This is a genomic window from Micromonospora sp. WMMC241 (assembly GCF_027460165.1).
Lineage (GTDB): Bacteria > Actinomycetota > Actinomycetes > Mycobacteriales > Micromonosporaceae > Micromonospora > Micromonospora humi.
Genome location: NZ_JAPZBF010000001.1, coordinates 4,419,516 through 4,443,388, shown reverse-complemented (window position 1 = coordinate 4,443,388; position 23,873 = coordinate 4,419,516). Strand labels below are relative to the sequence as shown.

Genomic DNA, 23,873 nt, shown 5'->3' with positions numbered 1-23,873 from the left:
CGGTCAGGCCGGCACCTTCTCCAGCGCGGTCAGGAAGTCGGCCACCAGGTCGGCGGTGTCCTCGATGCCGGTGGAGACGCGCACCAGGCCCGCGCCGATCCCGGTCGCGGCGAGCTGCTCGGCGTCCACGATGCCGGCCCACATCGAGCGCGGATGCACCACGAGCGTGCTGACGCTGCCGAGGCTGGCCGCCCGCTTCGCCAGGCGCAGCCCGGCCAGCAGCGCCGCCGCGCCGTCGCGGCCCGCGGCCAGCTCGACGCCGAGCACCCCGCCGAAGCCGGTCATCTGCCGGCGGGCCAGCTCGTGCTGGGGGTGCGAGGGCAGCCCGGGATAGCGGACCCGGGCCACCGCCGGGTGGCCCTCCAGCGCCTCGGCCAGGGCGAGCGCGTTGGCGTTGTGCCGCTCCACCCGTAGCGACAGCGTGCGCAGGCCGCGCAGCAGCAGCCAGGCGTCCACCGGGCCGAGCGTGGCGCCGGTGACGATCGACGTCCGCCACACCCGCTCGATCAGCTCCGCGCCGCCGGCCACCACCCCGGCGGACACGTCGGAGTGTCCACCGAGGAACTTCGTGCCGCTGTGCCAGACCAGGTCCGCGCCGGCCGCCAGCGGGCGCTGGTTCACCGGGGTGGCGAACGTGTTGTCCACCACCACCAGCGCGCCGGCCGCGTGCGCCGCCTCGACGACGGCGGCCAGGTCGGTCAGCTCCAGCAGCGGGTTGCTCGGCGTCTCCACCAGCACCAGCCGGGTCTCCGGCCGCAGCGCCCGGGCGAACGCGTCGGAGTCGGTCTGGTCGACCGTGGTGCAGGCGACCCCGAAGCGAGCCAGCAGCCCGGTGGCCAGCGAGGTGGTGCCCCCGTACGTGCTGCGCTGCACCACCACGTGGTCGCCGGCGGCGAGCAGGGCCAGCGCGACGGTGCTGATCGCGCCCATCCCGGACGCCGTGACCAGCCCGGTCTCCGCGCCCTCCAGGGCGGCGACCACGGCGGCCACCTGCGCGTGGTTCGGGTTGCCGTAGCGGGTGTAGAACGCGCTGCCGCGCGCCTCGGTGGCGATCTCGGTGAACCGCTCGTCGGACTCGGCGCTGAACGTGGTGCTCTGCACGATCGGCGGCGCGACCGCCCCGCCGGGGACCAGGCCGTCGTCGCCGTGCACCGCGGCGGTGCCGAACCCGGTCATCCGCGGACCACCCGGTCCACCAGCGCCCGGTAGCTGCCCAGCGCGGTGAACTCCGGCAGCGTCAGGTCGCTGCCGTGACGCTGGCGCAGCACGGTGACCAGCCGCAGCGCGCGCAGCGAGTCACCGCCGGCGGCGAGGAAGCCGGACTCCGGGTCACGCGGCGCGGTGCCCAGCACCTCCTGCCAGGCCGACGCCACCCGGTCCGCCCACTCCTGCCGCGCGTCGGCGGCGGCCACCGGCGACGGCGCGGCCACCGGCGGCAGCGGCGCGTCCGGGTCGGCCGCCAGCAACCGGCGGAAGCCGTCGGCGAGCGCGTCCACCCGGTCGGCCGGGACGTGCCGGTGGTCGTACTGGACCATCAGCCCGAGGCGCCCGGCGTCCAGCTCGGCGTCGACGGCGAGGCTGAACGCCACGTCCACGGTGACGCCCCGGCTGTCCACGACGCGACTGCCGTCGCCGGCCGGACGCGGCGGGAAGTGCGTCCAGTTGAAGAAGTGGTCGAAACGCGGACCCGCCCCGCCGGCCCGGACGATCTCGGCGAGCGGGAAGCGGTGGCGTCCCATCAGCTCCCGCTCGGCCCGCCACGCCTCGGCGGCCAGCTCGGCCACCGACCGGGTGCCCAGCGCGAGGCGCACCGGCAGCGTGTTGAGGAACAGCCCGAGCGTGGCCGCGCTGCCCTCGCCCTCCGGCCGGCCGCCGACCACCAGTCCGCTGACCACGTCGTCCCGGCCGGCCAGCTCCCCGAGCAGCCGCAGGTGCACGGCGAACAGCCAGGACTTGACCGGCACGCCGGCGTCCCGGGCGACGGCGGCCACCCGCTCGGTGGTGCCGGCCCGCAGCGGCACCCGCTGGGTGGTGGTGGTCCTCGGCTGCGCGCCGCCGACCAGCACCGGCGGCGCGGCGCCGGCGCCGTCCAGCCAGAACCGCCGGATCGCCGGGTCGGCCAGGGCCGCCCGCTCGGCCGCCACGTACTCCCGGAACGGCAGCCCGGCGTCGACGGGCGCGGGCGTGCCGGCCCGCTCCCGGTCGTACCCGGCGAGCAGGTCGGACAGGAGCAGGTGCAGGCTCCAGCCGTCGAGGACACTGTGGTGCTCGGCGACCAGCAGCGTGAACCCGTCGCCGCCGGTGCGGACCGCGTGCAGCCGCAGCAGCGGCGGCCGGGTCCAGTCGAACGGGCGACGGCGCTCCTCGGCGACCAGCGCGTCGATCCGGGTCCGGCGGGCGGGCGCGTCGAGGCCGGTCAGGTCCGTCACCGGCAGGTCGACCGGCACCCGCGCGTGCACGAGCTGCAACGGCTCGGCGTACGTGCCGAGCGCGAAGCCGGTCCGCAGCACCGGGTGCGCGTCCACCAGGGCGGCGAGGGCGCGGCGCAGTGCCGGGCCGTCCAGCGGCGCGGCCACCTCGTGCGCGGTGACGTTGTGGTAGACGGCCGGGTCGCCGGTCAGCTCGCCGTGGTAGACCATGCCGAGCTGGAGCGCGGTCATCGGGTACGCGTCGGCCAGCCCGGCCGGCAGCCGCTCCCGGTCGGCGGCGCCGACCAGCGTGAACCGGCCGTCGTACGCGGCCGGCTCGGGCGCGACGCCGTCGAGCGTGATCCGGCCGTGCGCCACCAGCTCCCGGATGGTCTGGTGGGTGAAGATGTCGTTGAGCTGGAACGACAACCCGCGCTTCTGCGCCGCCACCTGCATCTGGATGCTGCGGATGGAGTCGCCGCCGAGCGCGAAGAAGCTGTCCGTGACGCCGAACGTGGCCACCCCGAGCACCTCGCGCCACGCCTCGACCAGGATCTCCTCGGCCCGGTTGGCCGGTGTCGCCGCCGGGTCGCCGGCCGGCCGCTCCGTGGCCGGTGCGGGCAGCGCCGCCCGGTCCAGCTTGCCGTTGCGGGTCAGCGGCAGCGCGTCGAGCACCACCACGGCGGCCGGCACCAGGTGCGCCGGCAGCCACTGCGCGAGCCACTCCCGGTGCGGCGCGACGGATCCGGTCGCCGGGGCGGTGTCCGCCACCGCGTCCGAGGCGGCGGCGTACTCCGGGCGGACCGCGTGCAGGGTGTGCCGGTCGGTGCCGGCGAGCAGGTCGTCCTGGCGGGTGACCACGGTGAAGCCGCGCGCCTCCAACAGCGCCACCAGCTCGGCCAGCCGGCCGGCGGTGGCGGTGCCGGGCGCGTCGTGCACCTCCATGGCGACCTGCGCGACCAGTGGCCAGTGCCGGTCGTCCAGCCCGGCCAGCACGTCCGCCTCGGCGCGCTGTACGTCGATCTTGAGCAGGTCGACCCGGGCCGGGGCCAGCTCGTCCAGCACCGCCGACAGCGGTCGCACCGGCACGGTCAGCTCCCGGCCGGCGAACCGCTCGGCGAGCAGCTCGTCGGCGCGGTCGAGCAGCACGTCCCGCTCGCCCGCGCCGGCGTCCCGCTCGTTGGCCAGGTACCGCTTGATCACCCCGATCTCCGCGTCCGGGTCGGCGTACGCGGCGTGGCCGGACATCATCGAGTAGCCCGGGTAGTAGGTGAACGACACCTCGCCCGGCTCCCGGGACAGCCCGTGCGCGTGCACCGTGGCCGGCACGCCGAACTCGGCGACGTTGCGGCGCAGCGCCTCCACCACGGCCGGCACCGGCTCGAACGCGTGGATCGTCGCGTCCGGACAGACCTGGTGCACGAAGAGCGAGAACATGCCGATGTTCGCGCCCACGTCCAGCACTGTCGCGCCGGGGCGCAGCACGATCCCGTCGCGCAGGTAGACCCGCTGCGTGAAGATCTCGTCGTACAGGTAGCGGGTCTCGTGCGGGTTGATCCCGGTGACCCGGGCCAGGTCCAGCGCGACCCCGGCGCGGGGCCGGACGTAGGCGACCAGCCGGTCGCCGTACCCGTCGTCGTCGCGGGCGACCACGGCGGCGTCGGCCACCTCCGGGTGGCCGCGCAGCACGGCGGCGACCTCGCCCGGCTCCACCCGGAAACCGTGGATCTTCACCTGGTCGTCGAGCCGGCCCAGGTAGCGCAGCCGCCGGTGCGCGTCGAAGCGGACCCGGTCGCCGGTGCGGTAGACCCGCTCGACGCCGCCGTCGGGCAGCGGCAGCGCCACGAACCGGCGGGCGGTGGCCTCCTCGTCACCGAGGTAGCCGTCGGCGAGCTGCGGGCCGGCCACGCACAGCTCGCCGGCCACGCCCGGCGGCACCGGGCGCAGCCCCTCGTCGAGCACCCGCACCGCGACGCCGGGCAGCGGCCGGCCGATCGTCGGCGGGTCCGCGGCGCGGATCTCCGCGATCGTGGTGTCCACCGTGCACTCCGTCGGGCCGTACAGGTTGACCGCCCGCACGCCCGGCAGCGCCGCCACCTCGGCCCACAGGTCCTCGGGCACGGCCTCGCCGCCGAGCAGCAGCAGCCCGGGCAGCGGGGTGTCGCCCGCGCCGGCGAGCAGGATCCGCGCCTGCGACGGGGTCAGGTCGAGCACGTCCACCCGGTGCTCGGCCAGCGTGGCGGCGAGCGCGGCGCCGTCGCGCCGCACGTCATCGGGCACCAGGAACAGGCTCCGCCCGTGGGCGAGCTGCACGAGCTGCTTCACCGAGGCGTCGAACGTCAGCGGCGCGTTCACCGCCACCCGCAGCCCGGCCGGACGGCCCGCGTACACGGTCGCCTCCAGCGCGCCGGCCAGGTGCGCGGCGGCGGCGTGCGACACCCGCACCGGCCGGGGCGTGCCGGTCGAGCCGGAGGTGAAGATGACGTAGGCCGGGTCGGTCGGGACCGGCGCGACCGGCGGCGGACCGCCGGCCGCGACCAGCTCGTCCACGGACACGGTGGCCGGCCCGCCGACGCCGACCACGCACTCCGCGCCGACCGCGCGCAGCTGCGCGGCCAGGCGCGGCCCCGGGGCGTCCGGGTCGAGCGGCACGAACACCGCGCCGGCCCGCAGCACGCCGAGGAACGCCACCACGGTGTCCCGGCAGCGGGTCGCGAGCACGCCCACCGGCGCGCCGGCCAGGCCGCGCGCGGCCAGCGCCGCGGCCACCCGCGCGGCCCGCCGGTCCAGTTCCTCGGCCGGGTACGCGCCGTCGGCCGCGACCACGGCCGGAGCCTGCGGTGCCATCCCGGTCAGGCCCGCGTCGAGCAGGTCGACGAGGGTACGCGTCGACGCCGCGCCCGCCGTGCCGCCGGCCTCGGAGAGCCAGCTCGCCTCCCCGGCGCCGAGCACGGCCAGCGGCGCGTCCCCGGCGAGCGCGGCGGGCAGGCTGCGCAGCGCGGCAACCAGCGAGTCGAGCAGCCACTGCCCGCCGGTGACCCGGAGCGTGACCTCGCCCTCGCCGATGCCGTCGCCCTCGCCGGCTTCGCCGATGCCGGTGCCGTCGCCGTCGCCGGTGTCGGTGAGCACGGTGAGCCGGGGGCCGGTCGGCGGCGGCGGGACGGGCACCTCGGCGGTCGTCGCGCCCAGGGCGGCGAGGGTGTCCGGGGCGACGGCCGGCTGCACCGCGAACCCGGCCACCGCGCCGGTGCTCTCGTCGACCGGGTCGACCAGGTGGAACGTCTCGTCGGCGGTGGCCTCGGCGGCGCGTACCGCGGCCAGCAGCTCGGCCGGCGCGGCCGGCAGCGGCAGGGCCAGCCGCAGCGGGCCGTAGCCGCCCAGCGGGCCGACCACGGCGGCGGTGCCCTCGGCCCGCCGGCCGTCGTGCCAGCGGGCCAGCACCAGGTCCGCGTCGTCGGCCTCGTCGGGCGCCTCCGCCCGGCGGGCGACGGCGAGCGCCCAGGCGGCCAGCAGCACCGTGTCGACGGCGCAGCCGGCGACCTCGGCGATGCCGGTCAGGTCGGCGGCGGGCAGCGTGGCGGTGACCACCGCGCCCGGGTCGTCGCCGTGCGGCTCGACCAGCCGGGCGGCCGGCGCGACCGGCGCCGGCGTCGGGGCCTGCTCCCGCTCCTCCACCTGCCACTCGGTGACGTCGAGGAACTGCAACGCCTCCTCCTCGGCCGGCGGCAGGTCCCCCGCGTACGCCCGGGCCAGGTCGGCCAGGACCAGGCGCAGGCTGGCCGGGTCGGCGACCAGCGGGGTGGCGGCCAGCTCCAGCGTGTGGTCGGTGAGCGTCACCGACAGCTCGCCCTGCGCGCCGACGGTGACGGTCCGGTCGTCGTCCACGTCCTGCAGCGGCACCCGCAGGCCCGGATGGTGCACCAGGGTCAGCCGCAGCGCCTCGTGCCGGGCCACCACCGCGTCGACGGCGGCCTGCAACCGGGCCGCGTCGAGCGGCCGGTCCAGCCGCACCCGGGCCCGGACCAGGTCCTGCTTGCCGGCCCAGGCCAGCCGCTGGACCGGGGACAGACGGTATCCGTTCACCACACACTCCGGTTGACGTAGAGGTCGGACATGGCGACCAGGATCTGCCGGTCGCCGGTGAAGGGTTCCCGGCCGTGGGTGGCCAGGAAGTTGTCCACCACCAGCACGTCGCCGCGCCGCCAGGGCACGGAGATCGCGTGCTGCCGGTACAGCTCACGGATGCCGCCGACCACCTCGTCTCCGATCGGCTCGCCGTCGCCGTAGTGGGCGTTGCGGGGCAGCCCTTCCGGGCCGTACTCGCGCAGCAGCGCGCCGGCCACCTCGGGCGGCATGTTCGACACGTGGAACAGATGGGCGTGGTTGAACCACACCGTCTCCCCGGTACGCGGGTGGGTGGCCGTCGCCTGCCGCCGCGCCACGGTCCGCAGCCCGTCGTCGCCCAGCCAGGTGAACTCCGTCGCCGAGGCGGCGCAGTACGCCTCCACCTCCGCTCGGTCGGTGGTCTGGAACGCCTCCTGCCAGGGCAGGTCCAGGTGCGGGCCGTAGTTGCGCACGTAGCGCACGCCGTCGCGGGCGAACCGTTCCCGCACCTCCGCCGGGATCAGCGGGGTGATCACCCGCTCGGCGGCGAGCGGGGTCGCGCCGCCGCTGCCGGTGGCCGGCTGCGCGCAGTGGAAGTAGAGGTGCGTCGGCCAGTTGTGCGAGTACGACATCTCGTGGTGCAGCGGGATCCACTGGGCGGCGTTGAACTCGGTGGAGGTGAAGACCTTGTCGGCCACCTCGTGCCGGGGCGCGGCCCGCTCCAGGTAGCCGAGCAGCTCCGGGCCGACCGCCCGGGCCGCCCGGCCGAAGTCGTCGGCGCTGCGCACGTCGAAGCCGCGGAAGAACACCGCGGCGTGCCGGTCCAGGTCGGCCAGCAGCTCGGCCCGCCGCCCGGCGAGCCAGCCGGCCAGGTCGAGGTCGGGCACGGCGGCCTCGACCAGCAGCACGAACCCGTCCGGACCGAGCGTGCGGCGGGTCACCGGCTCGGTGGCGGTGCCGCCGACGGCGCGGCGGCGCGGTCCCGGGGCGCTCATGCTCTGCCACCTTCCGCGCCCAGCTCCGGCGCGGCCACCGGGTCGGACATCGCGGTGAGGATCCGCCGGGGCGGGGTGAACGGCTCCCGGGCGTGCGCGGCGAGCATGTTCTCCACCAGCAGCACGTCCCCCTCCCGCCAGTCGAACGAGCGGGTCTCCGCGGCGTACGCGGCCCGCAGCTCGGCCAGCACCTCGTCCGGGACGGGCGTGCCGTCGCCGTACGCGGTCTGGTAGGGCAGGTCCTCCTCGGCCAGCGCGGCCCGCAGCCCGGCGCTCACGTCCGCCGGCAGCGAGGTGACGTGGAAGAACAACGCGTGGTTGAACCAGGTGCGTTCCCCGGTGACCGGGTGCCGCCGCACCGCCGGGCGCACCTGCCGGGTGCGCAACTGCGTCTCGCCCACCCACTCCACGTCGATCAGGGCGCGCGCGCAGTATGCCTCGACCTCGGCGCGGGAGTCGGTCTGGAACGCGGTCTGCCAGGACAGGCTGATGCCGGGCAGGTAGTTGCGCCGGTAGAGCACGCCCCGCCGCTCGAACTCGGCGACCGTCTCCGGGCGCAACCGGGCCAGCACCCGGCGGCTGTCCGCCAGCGGCGTACGGCCGCCGCCGGCCGGCGCGACCTCGCAGTGGAACACGATGCGCAGCGGCCAGGTGACCGTGTACGACTGCTCGTTGTGCAGCACGATCGGCTGGTCGGCCGGGTGCTCGGTGGAGGTGTAGACGCCGTCGGTGACCCGGCTGCGCGGCGAGGACCGCTCGCCGTAGGCCAGCACGTCGCCGGAGAGCGCCGCCATCACGGTGCGGAAGTCGTCCGCGCCGGCCACCGCGAAGCCGCGGAACAGCACCGCGCCGGCGCGGCGGGCCAGCTCGTCCACCTCGTCGCGGTGCCCGGCCAGCCAGCCGGCCAGGTCCACGTCGGGCACCGTGGCGCGCACCAGCGCCGGCAGCGGCCCGCCCGGCCAGTCCGGTCGTACGTCCACCAGGTTCCGTTCCCGGCCGCGGCGGGGGACGGGCCGCGCGACCCGGATCTGATCGGTCATCTCTCACTCCCAGCGGTGTCGACGCAGTCGGCGAGACTGCGCCGGGGATCGGCGGCGGCGGTACGCAGCAGCGCGGTGAGGCGGCGGTGCCACGCCACCACGGTGTGGTGGTCGAACAGGTCGGTGCGGTAGGTCCAGAGCGCGTCCAGCCCGTCCCGCCGGTCGTCGAGCCAGAGCGTCAGGTCGAGGCGGGCCGCGTCCGGGGTCAGCTCGACGCCGGTGAACTCGCCACCGACGACGCTGCGGTGCCGGGCCGGCGGGGCGTTCTGCACCCCGAACGCGACCTGCACGAGCGGGTTGCGGCCCGGCCGGCGGGCCGGGCGCAGCCGCTCCACCAGCAGGTCGAACGGGACGTCCTGGCGGGCGGCGGCGAACAGCGTGACCCGCCGCGCCTCGGCGAGCAGGTCGGCGAAGCTCCGGTCCGGGGTCGGGCGCAGGCGCAGCGGCAGCGTGTTGACGTGGCAGCCGACGCCGCGTTCGGCGGCCACGCTGGTGCGCCCGGCGAACGCGACGCCGACCAGCAGGTCGTCCCGGCCGGCGGCGGCGCCGAGCAGCGCGGCGAACCCGGCCAGCCCCACCATGTGCAGGCTGGCGCGGCTCGTACGGGCCAGTTCCCGCACCGCCGCCGCCGTCGCCGCATCCACAGTGGTCCGCAGCGCGGCGCCCCGCCGGGCCGGGTTGTTAAGCGGGGCCCCCTCCTCTACCGGAGGCGTTAAGCGGGGGCCCCTCCTTACCTCCAGGAGGGTGGGGGCGCCGTGCAGCTCGCGCAGCAGCTCGGCCGCCGCGCGGCGGCCGGCGGGGCCGGCCAGCCAGGCGTGCTGCGCGGCGGCCAGGGCGGCCGGGCCGGGTGCCGGCTCGGCGGGCGCGTCCGGGTCGTCGTAGGCCTCCGCGAGGTCGTGTACCAGCACCCCGAACGACCAGTCGTCGGCGACCGCGTGGTGCACCACCAGCAGCAGCGCCTCCGCCCGGCCGGCGACGTCCGGCAGCAGGTGCGCGCGCAGCAGCGGCCCGGTCGCCAGGTCCACCGGCGTCGTGGTGGCCTCGGCGGCCAGCCGGGCGAGCCGGTCGTCGAGCGGGACGCCCGGCTCGGGCGGCGCGACGACGAGGTCCGGCCGGGCGTCCGGGCGGACCACCTGCACCGGCCCGTCCGGCCCGGTGGGGAAGACGGTACGCAGCGCGGGATGCCTGTCGACCACCCGGTGCAGCGCCCGGGTCAGCCGGTCCGCGTCCACCGGCGCGGCGAAGCGGACCGCGAACGCCAGCAGGTAGGACGTGTCGGCCGGGTCGAGCCGGTGCAGGAACCAGAACCGCCGTTGCGCCGCGGACAGCGGCGCCGGTGCGTCCCCGGGGGGCCCGCCGGTCGGGGAGCCGGTCGCTGCCGGCCGGGCCGCCGTCGCTGCCGGCCCGGGGTGGAGCCGGGCCGCCGGGTCGTCGTCGGCGTGGTCCGTCGGGCGGCCGCCACTGCCCGGACCTTCGGGCCGGTGCGCCGGCTCACCCCGGGGCGGAGCGAGCGCGTCCAGGTGGGCGGCGAGCGCGGCGACGGTCGGGTGGGCGAACAGGTCACCGGGGTCGATCCGGTGGCCGGTCACGTCGGCCAGCCGGGTGGCGCACCGGACGGCGAGCAGCGAGTCGCCGCCGAGCGCGAGGAAGTCGTCGTCCGGGCCGCCGACCGGCACCCCCAGCAGGCTCCGCCAGACCCCCGCCACCACGGCGGCGGTGCCGTCGAGCGGAGCGTGGTCGGCGGCGCAGCCGAGGTCCGGCGCGGGCAGGGCCGCCCGGTCCACCTTGCCGTTGGGGAGCGTGGGCAGCCGGTCCAGCCAGACCACGGCCGCCGGCACCAGCGGCGCCGGCAGCACCTCGGCCAGCCGGGCCCGCACGTCGTCGCGCCGGTCCCCGACCAGGTAGCCGACCAGCAGCGGGTCCCCGCTCGGGCCGGGCCGGACGGCGGCGGTCGCCTCCCGTACGCCGGGCAGGGCGGCGAGCCGGGCGGCCACCTCGCCCGGTTCGATCCGGTAGCCGCGCAGCTTCACCTGGTCGTCCAGCCGGCCCAGGTAGGCCAGTTGCCCGTCCGGGCGCAACCGCACCCGGTCGCCGGTGCGGTACATCCGCTCGCCGGGACGGAACGGGTCCGGCCGGAAGCGGGCCTCGGTCTCCGCCGGCCGGTCCAGGTAACCGCGGGCCAGCCCGGCGCCGGCCAGGTACAGCTCACCGGACTCGCCGGGCGGCACCGGCCGGCCGTCCGGGTCGAGCACGTACGCCCGGGTGCCCGGCAACGGCCGGCCGATCGGCGGGTCACCGCCGTCCGGCGGCACCTCGGCCCAGGTCGAGTACGTGGTGTCCTCGGACGGGCCGTACAGGTTGCACAGCCGGCGCACGTGCGGACGCGCCCACACCCGGGCGGCCAGCGCGGCGGTCAGCGGCTCACCGGCCAGGCAGACCGTGCGGACGCCGGGCGGCAGCGCCCCGGCGGTGAGCAGCTCACCCATCGCGGCCGGCACGGTGTTGACGAGCGTCACCGGCAGCCGGTCCGCGCCCGGTGCGGCCAGCGCCAGCACGTCGTCGACCAGCAGCACCCGGCCGCCCCAGGCGAGCGGGCCGAAGATCTCGAAGACGGACAGGTCGAAGCAGACCGAGGTGGCGGCGAGCATCCCGCCCAGCTCGGTGTCGTCGAAGGTATGCCGCACCCAGTGCAGCAGCGTCGACGCCGAGCGGTGCTCGATCGCTACGCCCTTGGGCCGCCCGGTGGAGCCGGAGGTGTAGATGACGTACGCCAGGTCGTCCGCGGCGACCGGGGCCGCCGGTTCGGTGGCGTCCCCGGCCGGGTCGAGCCGGTCGGTCAGCACGGTCGGGCCGGGGAACCGGCCGGCGAGGTCGGCGGTGGTCAGCACCAGCCGGGCTCCCGAGTCGGCGGTCATGAACGCCACCCGGGCCGCCGGGTACGCCGGGTCCAGCGGCACGTACGCGGCACCGGCCTTGAGCACGGCGAGCAGCGCGACCACCAGCTCGGGCGTACGCGGCAGGCAGACACCGACCCGGTCGCCGCGCGCGACGCCGGCGGCGAGCAGCACCCGGGCCAGCCGGTTCGCCGCCCGGTCGAGGTCCCGGTAGGTGAGCGTGGCGTCGCCCCGCCGGACCGCCTCCGCGTCCGGGGTCCGGGCGGCCTGCGCGGCGAGCATCCGATGCAGGCAGTCCACGGTGGCCGGTGCGCCGCCGGGGCGGCGGGCGGCGGCGCGGCGGGTCGGGCCGGCGGGCCGGACGGGCGCGCTCACCGGGGGCACGCCACGGCGGCGAGGCGGCGGTCCGCCTCCTCCTGGATGCGGTCCTTGTCGGCCAGGACGACGCGGCCCGGGTCGTTGTCCGGCAGCTCGTCCTCCAGCCGCCGGATCCGCCGGTACGCGATGCCGGCGGCGGCGAGCGCCAGCGCGCAGAGCCCGGCCAGGATCGCGGCCAGCGCCATGCCCCGCCCCGGCCCGGTGCCGACCAGCCCGGCCAGCGGGCCGCCGGGGCGGGCCAGCGGGGCGAGCACGTGTTCGGCGAGCGGGCCGGCGCTGAGGAAGCCGGCCGGCACCATCAACCAGGACAGCATCTGCGCCATGGCGAGCACTCGACCCTGCAACTCCAGGCCCACCTTGGCCTGCACGATGGCGAGCCAGTGCGTGTTGACCAGCGCGGTGGCCAGGCCCATGCCGAACAGGCCGAGCGCCGGGAACAGCGGGTCCGGCCGCAGCCCGACGGTGAGCAGCGAGACGCCGAGCAGCACGACGCTGGCCAGGATGCCGGTGGTCCGCCGGGCGGTGCCGCCCCAGACGCCCATCAGCACCGACCCGACGACCATGCCGACGCCGCTGGCGGCCAGCACCCGGCCGAGCGCCGCCGGGTCGCCGAAGGAGAGCGTGAGCGGGGTGACCAGCACCTCGACCATGGCGAAGAAGTAGTTCAGCGACGCCACCAGCACGACCAGGGCGACCAGCCCGTGCCGCCGGACGATGAACCGCCAGCCGCCCAGCACCTCGCGCCGGAACGGCTCCTCCCGCCGCACGAAGAGCGTGTCCGGGAAGCGGACCGACAGCGTCACGGTCACCGCCACCACGAACGTGACCAGGTCGATCACCACGATGCCGCGCAGCCCGACCGCGAGCACCAGCGCGCCGCCGACCAGCGGGGCCAGCACGGTGCTGGTGGCGGTCCCGAGCGAGACGATGCCGTTGGCCCGCCCGTAGTAGCGCTTCGGCACGAGCTGGGTGACCGCCGCCTGGTAGGCGGGTTGCTGGAACGCGGTGGCCACGGCCGTGACGGTGATCGCGGTGAGGATGTGCCAGAGGTGCAGCTGACCGAGCCAGAGCAGCAGCGCCAGGCTCACCGTGCCGGTGGCGGCCAGGCAGTCGGCGAGCACCATGATTCTCCGGCGGTCCCACCGGTCGGCGAGCGCGCCGGCGATCGGCGAGAGCACCACGGCCGGCAGCAGCGCCAGCACGGTGGCGGTGGCGAACAGCGACACCGAGCCGGTGCGCTGGTAGACCCACAGTCCCATGCCGAACGCGGTCAACCCGCTGCCGATCAGCGACACGAGCTGGCCGATCGCGACCAGGTAGAACACCGCCAGGCTGGGCGCCGCCCGCCGGGCCGCGACGTCCGCCGCTCTCACCGCCGCCGGGGCGGTCCGGGCCGCCCGGGCCGGCCGCGCGTTCCCGGGTACGGCGGCGGGCCGGTCCGCGTCCGCCGGAGCGGGCGCGGCGGCGCAGTGCGCCAGGATGATCGTGGCCAGCTCGGCCGGCTGGTGCTTGGCGAAGTAGTGGCCGGCGCCGTCGATGACCTCCAGCGACACCCGGTCGGCGAAGAACTCCCACTCCAGGTAACGCTCCTGGTAGAGCTCGGTGGCCCGGTCGCCGCCGCCGACCACGCAGACCAGCGGCGCGGACAGCTTCGCCGGCAGGCCGGCGGCGTAGACGTCGGTGTAGTAGTCCTCGCCCCGGGCCGAGTCGGCCAGGACCACCCGCATCACGAAGTCCTTCTCGGCGGCGTCGAAGACCTCGGTGAAGAAGCCCATCGCACGCAGCGACTCCAGCGTGCGCCGCTTCGACGCCCAGCGTTCCACCGGGAACCACCGGCGCAGCCAGCCGAACACCCGGCCGGGCAGCCGGGGCGCGGGGAAGTGCGCGCCGATCACCACGCCCGTGACCTCGACGCCGGCCGCCTCCAACCGGCGGGCCAGTTCCACCGCCTCGGCGCCGCCGACGCAGTGCCCGTACACCGCCACCGGGCCGGTGATCCGCTCGACCACCTCGGCCACGCAGCCGTCCACCAGCTCGTCCAGGTCGAGCATCGGCTCGTCCGGGCGGTTCAGGTCGTGGCCGGGCCGTTCCAGGGCGTAGAGCGACACCCCGGCCGGCAGGGCGTCCGCGAGCGGCTGGAAGGTGATCGCGGAACCGCCGCCGAACGGTACGCAGAGCAGCGTCAGCGTGGTCGCCGTGCCCGGCCGGGCCGGGGTCAGCTCGTGCAGGAGCCGGCCGGCCGAGCCGCCGGTGGCGTCCAGGTGCGCGGTCAACGCCCGGATGCTCGGGTGGCGGAACAGGTCGAGCACGCTGATCGCCGGGTCACTGCCGGCCAGCGCCTTGATCGCCCGGAACGAGTCGCCACCCAGGTCGAAGAAGTCGTCGTCGATGCCGACCCGGTCGTAGCCGAGCACCTCCGCCCAGCGCCGGGCCAACGCCGCCCGCAGCGGGGTGTCCGGCTCGCCGGCACCGGCCGCGGCCCGGTCGCGGCGGGGCGCGGGCAGGGCCGCCCGGTCGACCTTGCCGTTGGCGTTGAGCGGCATCCGGTTCAGCGGCACGAACGCCGACGGCACCATGTAGTCCGGCAGCCAGGTTCGGGCGTACGCCCGCCAGGGCGCCGGATCGGCGGCGAAGTCGGCGGTCACCTCGCCCCCGGCGTCCGGCTCGGGCCCGCCGGCCAGGGTCAGGTAGGCCACCACGGACTTCTCGCCCGCGTCCTCGCGCACCACCACGGCGGCGTCGCGGACCGCGTCGTGCCGGCGCAGCACCGCCTCGATCTCGCCCAGCTCGATCCGGAACCCGCGCACCTTCACCTGCGAGTCGCCCCGGCCGAGGAACTCGATCCGGCCGTCGGCCAGCCGCCGGCCGAGGTCGCCGGTGCGGTAGAGCCGGCCGCCGCCGGCCGGGTCGGGCACGAAACGCGCGGCGGTCAGCGCCGGGTCGCCGTGATAGTCGCGGGCCAGCCCCGGCCCGCCCAGGTGGATCTCGCCGGGCACGCCCACCGGGACCGGCCGCGCCGCCGCGTCGAGCACGTACGCCCGCATGTTGCCGATCGGCCGTCCGATCGTGGGCCGGGTCTCCGCCGCGGTGATCCGATCCATGGTGGCCCAGACCGCGGCCTCGGTCGGCCCGTACAGGTTCCACAGCGCGTCGACCCGGTCGGCCAGTTGCCGGGCCAGCGGCGCGGGCACCGCCTCGCCGCCGCAGACCGCGGTGAGCCCGGGCGTGCCGGTCCAGCCGGACTCGATCAGCAGCCGCCAGGTCGTCGGCGTGCCCTGGGCCAGCGTGACCCGCTCGGCGGCGAGCAGTGCGGCCAGCCGGGACGCGTCGTAGGCGACGTCCCGGTCCACCAGCAGCATCCGGGCGCCGACCACCAGCGGCAGGAACAGCTCCGGCACGGACATGTCGAAGGCGAAGCTGGCCATCGCCAGCATGGTGCCGTCGCGGGTCAGGCCGGGGCGCTCGCGCATCGCGGCGAGCGTGTTGACCACCGCGCCGTGGGTGACCCGGACACCCTTGGGTCGCCCGGTCGAGCCGGAGGTGTAGATCAGGTACGCCAGGTGGTCCGGTCCGACCGACGGCGGCGGCGCGGTGTCCGGCTCGCCGTCCGCGTCCGGCGCCGTCACCGTGCCGTCGAAGCCGGCGAACCGGTCGGCCAGGCCCGGTTCGGTGACCAGCACCGGGGCGCCGCTGTGCGTCAGCACGTAACGTTGCCGCTCCACCGGGTACTCCGGGTCCACCGGGACGTACGCGCCGCCGGCCTTGAGCACGCCGAGCAGCGCGACCGGCAGCTCGGCCGAGCGGGGCAGGCAGACCGCGACCGGCACGTCCGGGCCGACCCCGGCCCGGCGCAGCCGGTGCGCCAGCCGGTTGGCGCGGGCGTCCAGCGTGGCGTAGTCCAGGGTGGCGGCACCGAACGTCACGGCCGGCCGGTCGGGGTTCGCCGCCACCTGGTGGGCGACGAGGTCGACGAGCGTCGGCACCCGGCCGGGCGGGGTGTCCCAGCGGGCCGGCGCGTCGGTGTCGTTCCAGCCGGCGAGTCGGGCGTGCTCGGCGGCGGTGAGCAGCGGCAGCGCCGCCAGCCGGGTGTCCGGGGCGCCGACCGCGGCGGCGAGCAGCGTCTCCAGGTGGCCGACCATCCGCTCGGCGGTCGCGGCGTCGAACAGCGCGGTGTTGTACTCCAGCCGGAACCGCAGCCCCTCGGCCACCTCGTACGCGTACAACGCCAGGTCCTGCTGGGCGATGCCGGGCTCGACCGCGAACGGGGTCATCCGCACCCCGGCCGCGTCCACGTCCCGCTGCTCGGGCACGTTGAGCAGGTTGAACATCACCTGGAACAGCGGGTTGCGGCTCAGGTCGCGGGGCGCGTCGACCAGGTCCACCAGCCGTTCGAACGGCACCTCCTGATGCGCGTACGCGTCCAGCGCGGTGCGCCGGACCCGGCCGAGCAGCTCGGTGAACGTCCAGTCCCCGTCCAGCACGGTCCGCATCGGCAGCATGTTGACGAAGAAGCCGACCAGCGGCTCCAGCTCGGCGCGGACCCGGCCGGCGACCGGCGTGCCGACGCAGACGTCGCGCTGGCCGGTCCACCGGAAGAGCAACGTCTGCCACGCGGCCAGCAACGTCATCGCCAGCGTGGCGCCGTGCTCCTGACCGAACCGGCGCACCGCGTCGGCGGCCGGCCGGGGCAGGACCAGCGTGCTCACCGCGCCGTCGAACGTCTGCACCGGCGGGCGCGGCCGGTCGGTGGGCAGCTCCAGGGCGGCCGGCACCCCGGCCAGCTGACCACGCCAGTACGCCAGGTCCGGGCTGTCCTTCGCGGCCAGCCGGCCGCGCTGCCAACGCGCGTAGTCGCCGTACTGGACGTCCAGTTCGGGCAGCGGATCGGCGCGTCCCTCCCGCGCGGCGGCGTAGCGCAGGGCCACCTCGCGGGCCACCACGCCCAGCGACCAGCCGTCGGAGACGGCGTGGTGCATGGTCAGCGACAGCACGTGCCGGTCGTCGGCGACGCGCAGCAGCACGGCCCGGAACAGCGGCCCGGCGGCCAGGTCGAAGGGGCGTCGCACGTCGGCGGCGAGGGCGGCGTGCACCCAGCCGGGCAGCGTCCCGGCCACCGCCGGCTCGACGATGCTCACCGGCACGGTCGGGTCCGGTTCCGCCGGGGCGGTCAGCACCGGCAGCTCCACCGGCCCGGCCGGGAGCACCCGCTGGACCGGGTCGCCGTCCGGGCCGAGCGGGAACACGGTGCGCAGCGCCTCGTGCCGCCGCACCAGCCCGGCCAGCGCGGCGCACAGCGCGTCCCGGTCGAGCACGCCGTCGAGCAGCAGCGTGGTGCCGACGGTGTAGGCGTTCTGCGCGTACGCCTGGTCGAGGAACCACAGGCGGTGCTGGCCGGAGGAGAGCGGCGCCGGGCCGGCGTCCGGCGCGGCGCGGGGGATGCGCTCCCCGGCGGGCGGTTCCACCGGGGACGGGTCGGCCGGGCGCGGCGCCGGACGCTCGACGTCGCCGGTCACCGGCAGCGCCGTCGTCAGCGCCGCGACGGTGGGCCGGGCGAAGACCGTCTCCAGCGGCACCGCGACGCCGAGGCGGGCGCGCAGCCGCACCACCACCTGGGTGGCGAGCAGCGAGTGCCCGCCCAGTTCGAAGAAGTCGTCGTGCGCGCCGATCGGCCGGATGCCGAGCAGGTCGGCCCACACCTCGGCCACCGCCTCCTGGGCCGGGCCGGCCGGCGCCACGTACGCGGTGCTCAGCTCCGGCCGGTTGCCGGCGTCGCCCGGCGCGGTGCCCGTACCCCCGGACGGCGTCGCGGTCGACGCGCCGTCCGCGTCCGCGTCGCCCGGCCCGGCTGCCGCGACAGCGACCGGGCCCGGACCGGAGGGCGGCGAGCCCGTGCCCGGTCGCGCAGCGGGCGCGATCCAGTGGCGGCGCCGCTCGAACGGGTAGCCGGGCAGCGGGACCCGCCGGTCGCCGTCGCCGTGGAACCGGTCCGCGTCGACCGGGACGCCGGCCAGCCAGAGCCGTCCCACCGCGTCGAGCAGCGTCGCCAGGTCGTCGGCGTCGGCGCGGGGATGCCGCATCGCCGCCACCGCGTGGGTCGGGCGCACCCCGGCCAGCCGGGCCAGGCCGCCGAGCGCGTGCCCGGGCCCCAGCTCGACCACGGCCGCCTCCTGCTCGGCGCAGAGCGCCGCCGACTCGGCGAACCGGACCGGCTCCCGCAGGTGCCGCACCCAGTACGCCGGATCGGTGACCAGGCCCGGGGTGACCGGACCGCCGGTCAGGTTGCTGAGGAAGGGGCGCTCGGGTTCGGCGTAGTCGACAGTGGCGGCGTGCGCGGCGAACTCGTCCAGGATCTCGTCGAGCAGCGCGGAGTGGTAGCCGCGGGCCACCCGCAGCGGCCGGCAGTCGACGCCGTCGGCGGTCAGCCGGTCCCGCATCCGGCCGACCGCCGTCGGGTCGCCGGAGACCACGCACAGCTCCGGGGCGTTCACGGCGGCCAGCGACAGCCCGTCGTCGAGCAGCCCGGTCACCGCCGTCTCGGGCAGCCCTACCGCGAGCATCGCCCCGGCCGGCGTGCGTTCCACCAGCTCGCCGCGCACCCGCACCAGGCGCAGCGCGTCGGCGAGGGAGAAGACGCCGGCCAGGCAGGCGGCCACGTACTCGCCGAGGCTGTGCCCGACCATCAGGTCCCCGGTGACGCCCCGGGCCAGCAGCGTGCGGGCCAGCGCGTACTCGGTGACGAAGAGCGCGGGCTGCACCAGGGCGGGACGGTCGAGCAGCCGCTGCGCCGCCGCGTGCCCGCCCGGCGCCGGGTCGAGCACCGCGCGCAGGTCCCGGCCCAGGTCGGCGCCGAGCAGGTCGACGCACTCGTCCACCACGGCCCGGTAGGTCGGCTCGGCCCGGTGCAGCCCGGCGCCCATCGCGACGTGCTGGGCGCCGTGCCCGGGGAAGGCGAACACCAGCGTCCGGCGGCCGCCCGGGTGCGCCCCGGTGAACCGGCGGGCCGGCGTGTCCAGCGCGGACACCGCGTCGGCGCGGTCCGTCGCCACCACGTACCGCCGGTGGGTCATCGGCTGCCGGCGGCCCAGCGCCGCCGCGACGTCCGCGAGCGCCACCCGGGGGTGGGCGTCGAGGTGGTCGCGCAGCTGCCCGGTGGCGCGCTCCAGCGCGGCCGGGGTGCGCGCCGACACCACCAGCAGCCGTGGCCCCGGCACGGCCGGCACCGGCGGCCGGGCCGGCGCCGCCGGCGGCTCCTCCAGGACCACGTGCGCGTTCGTGCCGCCCATGCCGAACGAGCTGACCCCGGCCCGGCGCGGACCGTCGGCCGCCCACGGGCCGGCGGTGCGGTCGAGCCGGAACGGGCCGGTCGTGACGTCGATCGCCGGGTGCGGCCGGTCCACGTTGATGGTCGGCGGCAGGGTACGCGTCCACAGCGCCATCACGGTCTTGATCAGGCCGGCCACGCCGGCCGCCGCGTCGGTGTGCCCGATGTTGGCCTTCACCGAGCCGAGCGCACAGAAGCCCCGCGCGTCGGTGCCGCGCCGGAACGCCTCGGTCAGCGCGGTGACCTCGATCGGGTCGCCGAGGCTGGTGCCGGTGCCGTGCGCCTCCACGTAGCCCACCGACCGGGGGCTCACCCCGGCGGTGGCCAGCGCCCGGCTGATCACCTCGACCTGCCCGGCGACGCCCGGCGCGGTGTAGCCGGTGCGGCGCGCCCCGTCGTTGTTGATCGCCGAGCCGCGGATCACCGCGTAGACCGTGTCGCCGTCGGCGAGCGCGTCGGCCAGCCGCTTGAGCACCACCACGCCCACGCCGCTGGACTCGATGCTGCCGCGCGCGTCCGCGCTGAACGGCCGGCAGTGCCCGTCGGGGGAGTAGATGCCGCCGTCGTGCCAGAGGTAGCCGCGTCGCTGGGCGGGGAAGACGCTGACACCACCGGCCAGCACCACGTCGGACTCGCCGGTGAGCAGGCTCTGCCGGCCGAGGTGCACGGCCACCAGCGAGGTGGAGCAGGCGGTGGCCACGGTGACTGCGGGACCGGTCAGGTCGAGCTGGTAGGCGACGCGGCTGAGCAGGAAGTCCTTGTCGTTGCCGAGCGAGAGCTGGTGTTCGCTGAGCCCGCCGGTCAGCTCCGGGTGGCCGGTGAGGTGGTCGAGCAGGTAGGAGCTGCGACCCGAGCCGGCGAACAGCCCGACCCGGCCGGCGTGGCGGGACGGGTCGTGCCCGGCGTGCTCCAGCGCGTGCCAGGCGCACTCCAGCAGCAGCCGGTGCTGCGGGTCCAGCGTCTCCGCCTCGCGCGGGGTGAAGCCGAAGAAGGACGCGTCGAACTCGTCGATGCCGGGCAGGAAGGTGCCGGCCCGCACGTACGCCGGGTCGTCGATCCGGGCCGGGTCCGCGCCGTCGGCGAGCATCTCCTCGACGGTGAACTCGCCCACCGACTCCACCCCGTCGCGGATGTTCGCCCAGAACTCGTCCACCGTACGGGCGCCGGGGAACCGGCAGGCCATGCCGACCACGGCGACCGGCCCGTCGGCCGGGCCGGCGGTCGTGGTCGGTCGCGGGACGGGCGGCGCCGCCGGTTGCCGGTCCGCGCCGGTCGACGTCACGCCGACGAGGTACGCGGCCAGCGACTCGGGCGTGGGGTGGCGGAACAGGTCGGTGGCGGTCAGCACGTCGCCGAGTCGGTCGCGGAGCCGGTCGAGCACGGCCAGCAGCCGCATCGAGTGCCCGCCCAGGTCGAAGAAGTTGTCCCGCGGGCCGACCTCGTCGACGCCCAGCACCTCGCGCCACACCTGGGTGACCAGCCGCTCCAGGCGTACCCGGTCGGCGTCCCACCGTCCCGACGTGGCGGTGCCGGCGCCGGCCGGCGCACGACCGGCGGCCTCGGGCCCGGTCCGGACGGTCGTCGCGGGGTCGCCCGGGGCGGCGGTGCCGGGAGCGGCCGGTCGCGTCCCGGCGGCCCCCGGCCCGGTCCGGGCGGTGGTTCCGGCCCCGCTCGGAGCGGCGGTTCCGGGTCCGGTCACGCCGGCGATCCGGCGGACGTCGCGCCGGCCAGGTGCGGGGAGCGCGTCCGGGTCGACCTTGCCGTTGCCGGTCAGCGGCAGCGCGTCGAGCCGCACGAACGCGGCCGGCACCAGCCAGGACGGCAGCTCGGCGGCGAGCGCGGCGGACAACCCCGCCGGGTCCGCCCCGTCGCCGGCCAGGTAGGCCACCAGGCACGGGTCGGCCGGGTCGTCGTGGCGCAGCTGGACGGTCACGTCGGCGCGCGGCCGGTGCCGCCGGATCGCCGCCTCGATCTCGCCGCACTCGACCCGGTAGCCACGCACCTTGACCTGCCGGTCGGTGCGACCCAGGTAGTCCAGGACCCCGTCCGGGCGGCGGCGGGCCAGGTCGCCGGTGCGGTACAGGCGCGCGCCGGACCCGCCGGCGAACGGGTCGGGCCGGAACCGCTCGGCGGTGCGGTCCGGCTGCCCCAGGTAGCCGCGTGCCACCCCGGCGCCGCCGACGTGCAGCTCGCCGACCACACCCACCGGCACCGGGTTGCCCCACGTGTCGAGCAGGTGCAGCGTGGTGTTGGCGATCGGCCGGCCGATCGGCACCGAGCCGTCGACCGGGGTGTCCGACGCCACCTCGTACGCGGCGCAGCCGACCACGGTCTCGGTCGGGCCGTACTCGTTGACCAGCGCGGTCTCCGGCGCGTGCGCCCGCCACGGGGCGACCTGGTCGGCGCGCAGGTTCTCGCCGCCGATGACGAAGCAGCGGGTCCGCCCGGCCAGCTCCTCCGGGCGCAGCTGGTGCGTGACCAGCTCCAACTGGGCCGGGGTGATCTTGACCAGGCCGAACGGGGTGTCGGTGTCGCGCAGCGCCTCGCCCAGCGCGGCCGGGCCGAGGTGCTCGCCGATCATCCGGACCGTGGCGCCGGCGGCCAGCGGCACCAGCAGGCTCGTCACGGTCAGGTCGAACCCGACCGACGAGTGCAGCGGCACCACGTCGCCGGCACCCAGCCGGTAGGCCTGGGCGGCCCAGCGCACGTAGTTGGCGACCCCCCGGTGGGTCACCATCACGCCCTTCGGGCGGCCGGTCGACCCGGAGGTGTGGATGACGTACGCCAGGTCGTCCGCGGTGGGCGCGGGCCGTCGTCGCGGCCGTCGTCGCGGTCCGCCGCCGCGCGCCGGCCCGGCCGGTGTCGCCGCGGTGTCCGGCACCAGCAGGGCCGCGTCCCCGGGCACCAGGTGCGCCAGCTCGGCGCAGGTGAGCACGACCCGGGCCGCGGTGTCGTCGATCAGGTGCCGCAGCCGGGCCGGCGGGTTCGCCGGGTCCAACGGGACGTACGCCGCGCCGGCCCGCAGCACCGCCAGCACCGCCACGGTGAATCCGACCGTGCGGGGCAGCAGCACCCCGACCAGGCTGCCGACGCCGACGCCCCGCGCGCGCAGCGTCTCCGTCAGCGCCTCGGCCCGGGCGTGCAGCTCCCGGTAGCTCAGCGCGGCCACGTCGTCGGTCACCGCCACCCCGTCGGGGGTACGCCGGGCCTGCTCCTCGATCAGCACGTGGACCGGCTCGTCCGACCCGTCGGGTGTGGCGGTGCGGTTCCACTCGTCGACCAGCCGCCGGTGTTCGGCGGCGGTGAGCATCGCGGCCGAGCCGACCGGCGCGCCGGGGTCGGCCAGCAGCGACGTCAGCAACGTCTGGAAGTGCCCGGCGAGGCGGGTCATCGTGTCGGCGTCGAACAGGTCGGTGCGGTACTCCAGCACGGTCCGCAGACCCCGGTCGTCCTCCCGGACGGCGACCGTCAGGTCGAACTTGGCGGTCTGCGCCGGCACCTCGACGGCGCTCACCTGGAGGCCGTCCAGCCGGGGCGGGGCGGCCTCGCGGCCGTACACGAACATCACCTGGAACAGCGGGTCGAAGCCGGCCCGGCGGGCCGGGCGCAGCGTCTCCAGCACCGTCGAGAAGGGAAGCTCCTCCCGGCTGAGGGCGTCGAGCACGGCGCCGCGCACCCGGTCCAGCACCGTGTCGAAGGACGGGTCGTCGTCCAGCCGGGCCCGGATCGCGACGGTGTTGAGCAGCAGGCCGACGAGCTGCCGGGTCTCCGGACCGCGCCGGCCGGCCACCGGCGTGCCGACCACCACGTCCCGCTCGCCGGTCCACCGGGCCAACAGCACGTGCAGCACCGCCAGCAGCACCATGTACGGCGACACCCGCGCCCGCCGGCAGAACGCGGCAAGCTCCTCGGCGGGCACCTCCAGCGGCACCGCGAGGGTGGCGCCCGCGTGGGACGGCACCGCCGGCCGTGGCCCCCGGGTGGGCAGGTCGAGCGCCGCCGGCGCGCCGGCGAGCTGCTCCCGCCAGTAGTCGAGCTGAGCCGACGCCTCCGCCCCGGCGAGCCAGTCCCGCTGCCGGATCGCGTGGTCGCGGCAGTCGCCGGTCACCGGGTCCAGCGCCACCGGCCGCCCCGCGCGGTGGGCCGCGTAGAGCCGTTCCCACTCCTCGTGCAGGATGCCCAGCGACCATTCGTCGACCGCGACGTGGTGGATGGTCAGCAGCAGTACGTGCTCCTCCGGCGCGCAACGCACCAGCTCGGCCCGGAGCAGCGGCCCGCGCGTCAGGTCGAGCGGCTCGCGCGCGGCGGCCCGCAGCCGGGCGGCCACCTCCCGGTCGCGCTGCCAGCTAGGCAGGCCGCTGAGGTCGTGCGCCCGCAGCAGTCCCGGGCGCGGCGGGTGGACCACCTGGACCAGCCGGGTGCCGTCGCCGCCGGGCACGGGCGCGAGCGTGGTGCGCAGCGCGGCGTGCCGGGCCACCAGGTCGTCGAGCGTCGAGGAGAGCGCCGGTACGTCGAGCGGGCCGTGCAACCGGTAGGCCAACGGCACCAGGTAGCCGGCCGAACCGGGGTCGAGCCGGTCCAGTTGCCACATCTGGCGCTGGGCCGCGGTGGCCGGCGCGGGGCGGCCGGGGTCGGGCCGCTCCGGTGTGGCCGGTCGCCGGGTCCGCAGGACGTCGGTCATCGCCTCCGCCTTCGTCGCTGCCCGGCCGCCGGGTGGGCTCCGTCCGGGCGCG

6 protein-coding genes are annotated in these 23,873 nt (G+C 76.9%); all 6 read right to left on the bottom strand.

The features are described 5' to 3' along the window. Positions 1-3: 3 nt before the first annotated feature. Genes O7598_RS19910 through O7598_RS19885 form a run of 6 tightly spaced genes read right to left on the bottom strand, consistent with a single transcriptional unit; the run spans position 4 to position 23,821 of the window. Positions 4-1,176 (bottom strand): trans-sulfuration enzyme family protein, encoded by a 1,173-nt coding sequence (locus tag O7598_RS19910; RefSeq protein ID WP_269692832.1) that lies wholly within the window; start codon positions 1,174-1,176, stop codon positions 4-6. Further along, on the bottom strand, positions 1,173-6,491 hold the full coding sequence (locus O7598_RS19905) for a non-ribosomal peptide synthetase (RefSeq protein ID WP_269692831.1): 5,319 nt from the start codon (positions 6,489-6,491) through the stop codon (positions 1,173-1,175). The genes O7598_RS19910 and O7598_RS19905 overlap by 4 nt, the downstream gene beginning before the upstream one ends. Further along, positions 6,488-7,507: a TauD/TfdA family dioxygenase gene (locus tag O7598_RS19900; protein ID WP_269692830.1), complete on the bottom strand. Its 1,020-nt coding sequence runs from the start codon at positions 7,505-7,507 to the stop codon at positions 6,488-6,490. Before O7598_RS19900 ends, O7598_RS19905 begins: the two co-directional genes overlap by 4 nt. Next, entirely contained in the window at positions 7,504-8,547 is a 1,044-nt protein-coding gene (locus O7598_RS19895; protein WP_269692829.1) for a TauD/TfdA family dioxygenase, read from the bottom strand. Before O7598_RS19895 ends, O7598_RS19900 begins: the two co-directional genes overlap by 4 nt. After that, positions 8,544-11,816, bottom strand: coding sequence for an amino acid adenylation domain-containing protein (locus tag O7598_RS19890; RefSeq protein WP_269692828.1), 3,273 nt, complete (start codon positions 11,814-11,816; stop codon positions 8,544-8,546). Before O7598_RS19890 ends, O7598_RS19895 begins: the two co-directional genes overlap by 4 nt. After that, positions 11,813-23,821 carry a non-ribosomal peptide synthetase/type I polyketide synthase gene (locus O7598_RS19885; protein ID WP_269692827.1) on the bottom strand — a complete coding sequence of 4,003 codons (12,009 nt, stop codon included), beginning with the start codon at positions 23,819-23,821 and terminating at the stop codon, positions 11,813-11,815. The genes O7598_RS19890 and O7598_RS19885 overlap by 4 nt, the downstream gene beginning before the upstream one ends. Positions 23,822-23,873: the final 52 nt, after the last annotated feature.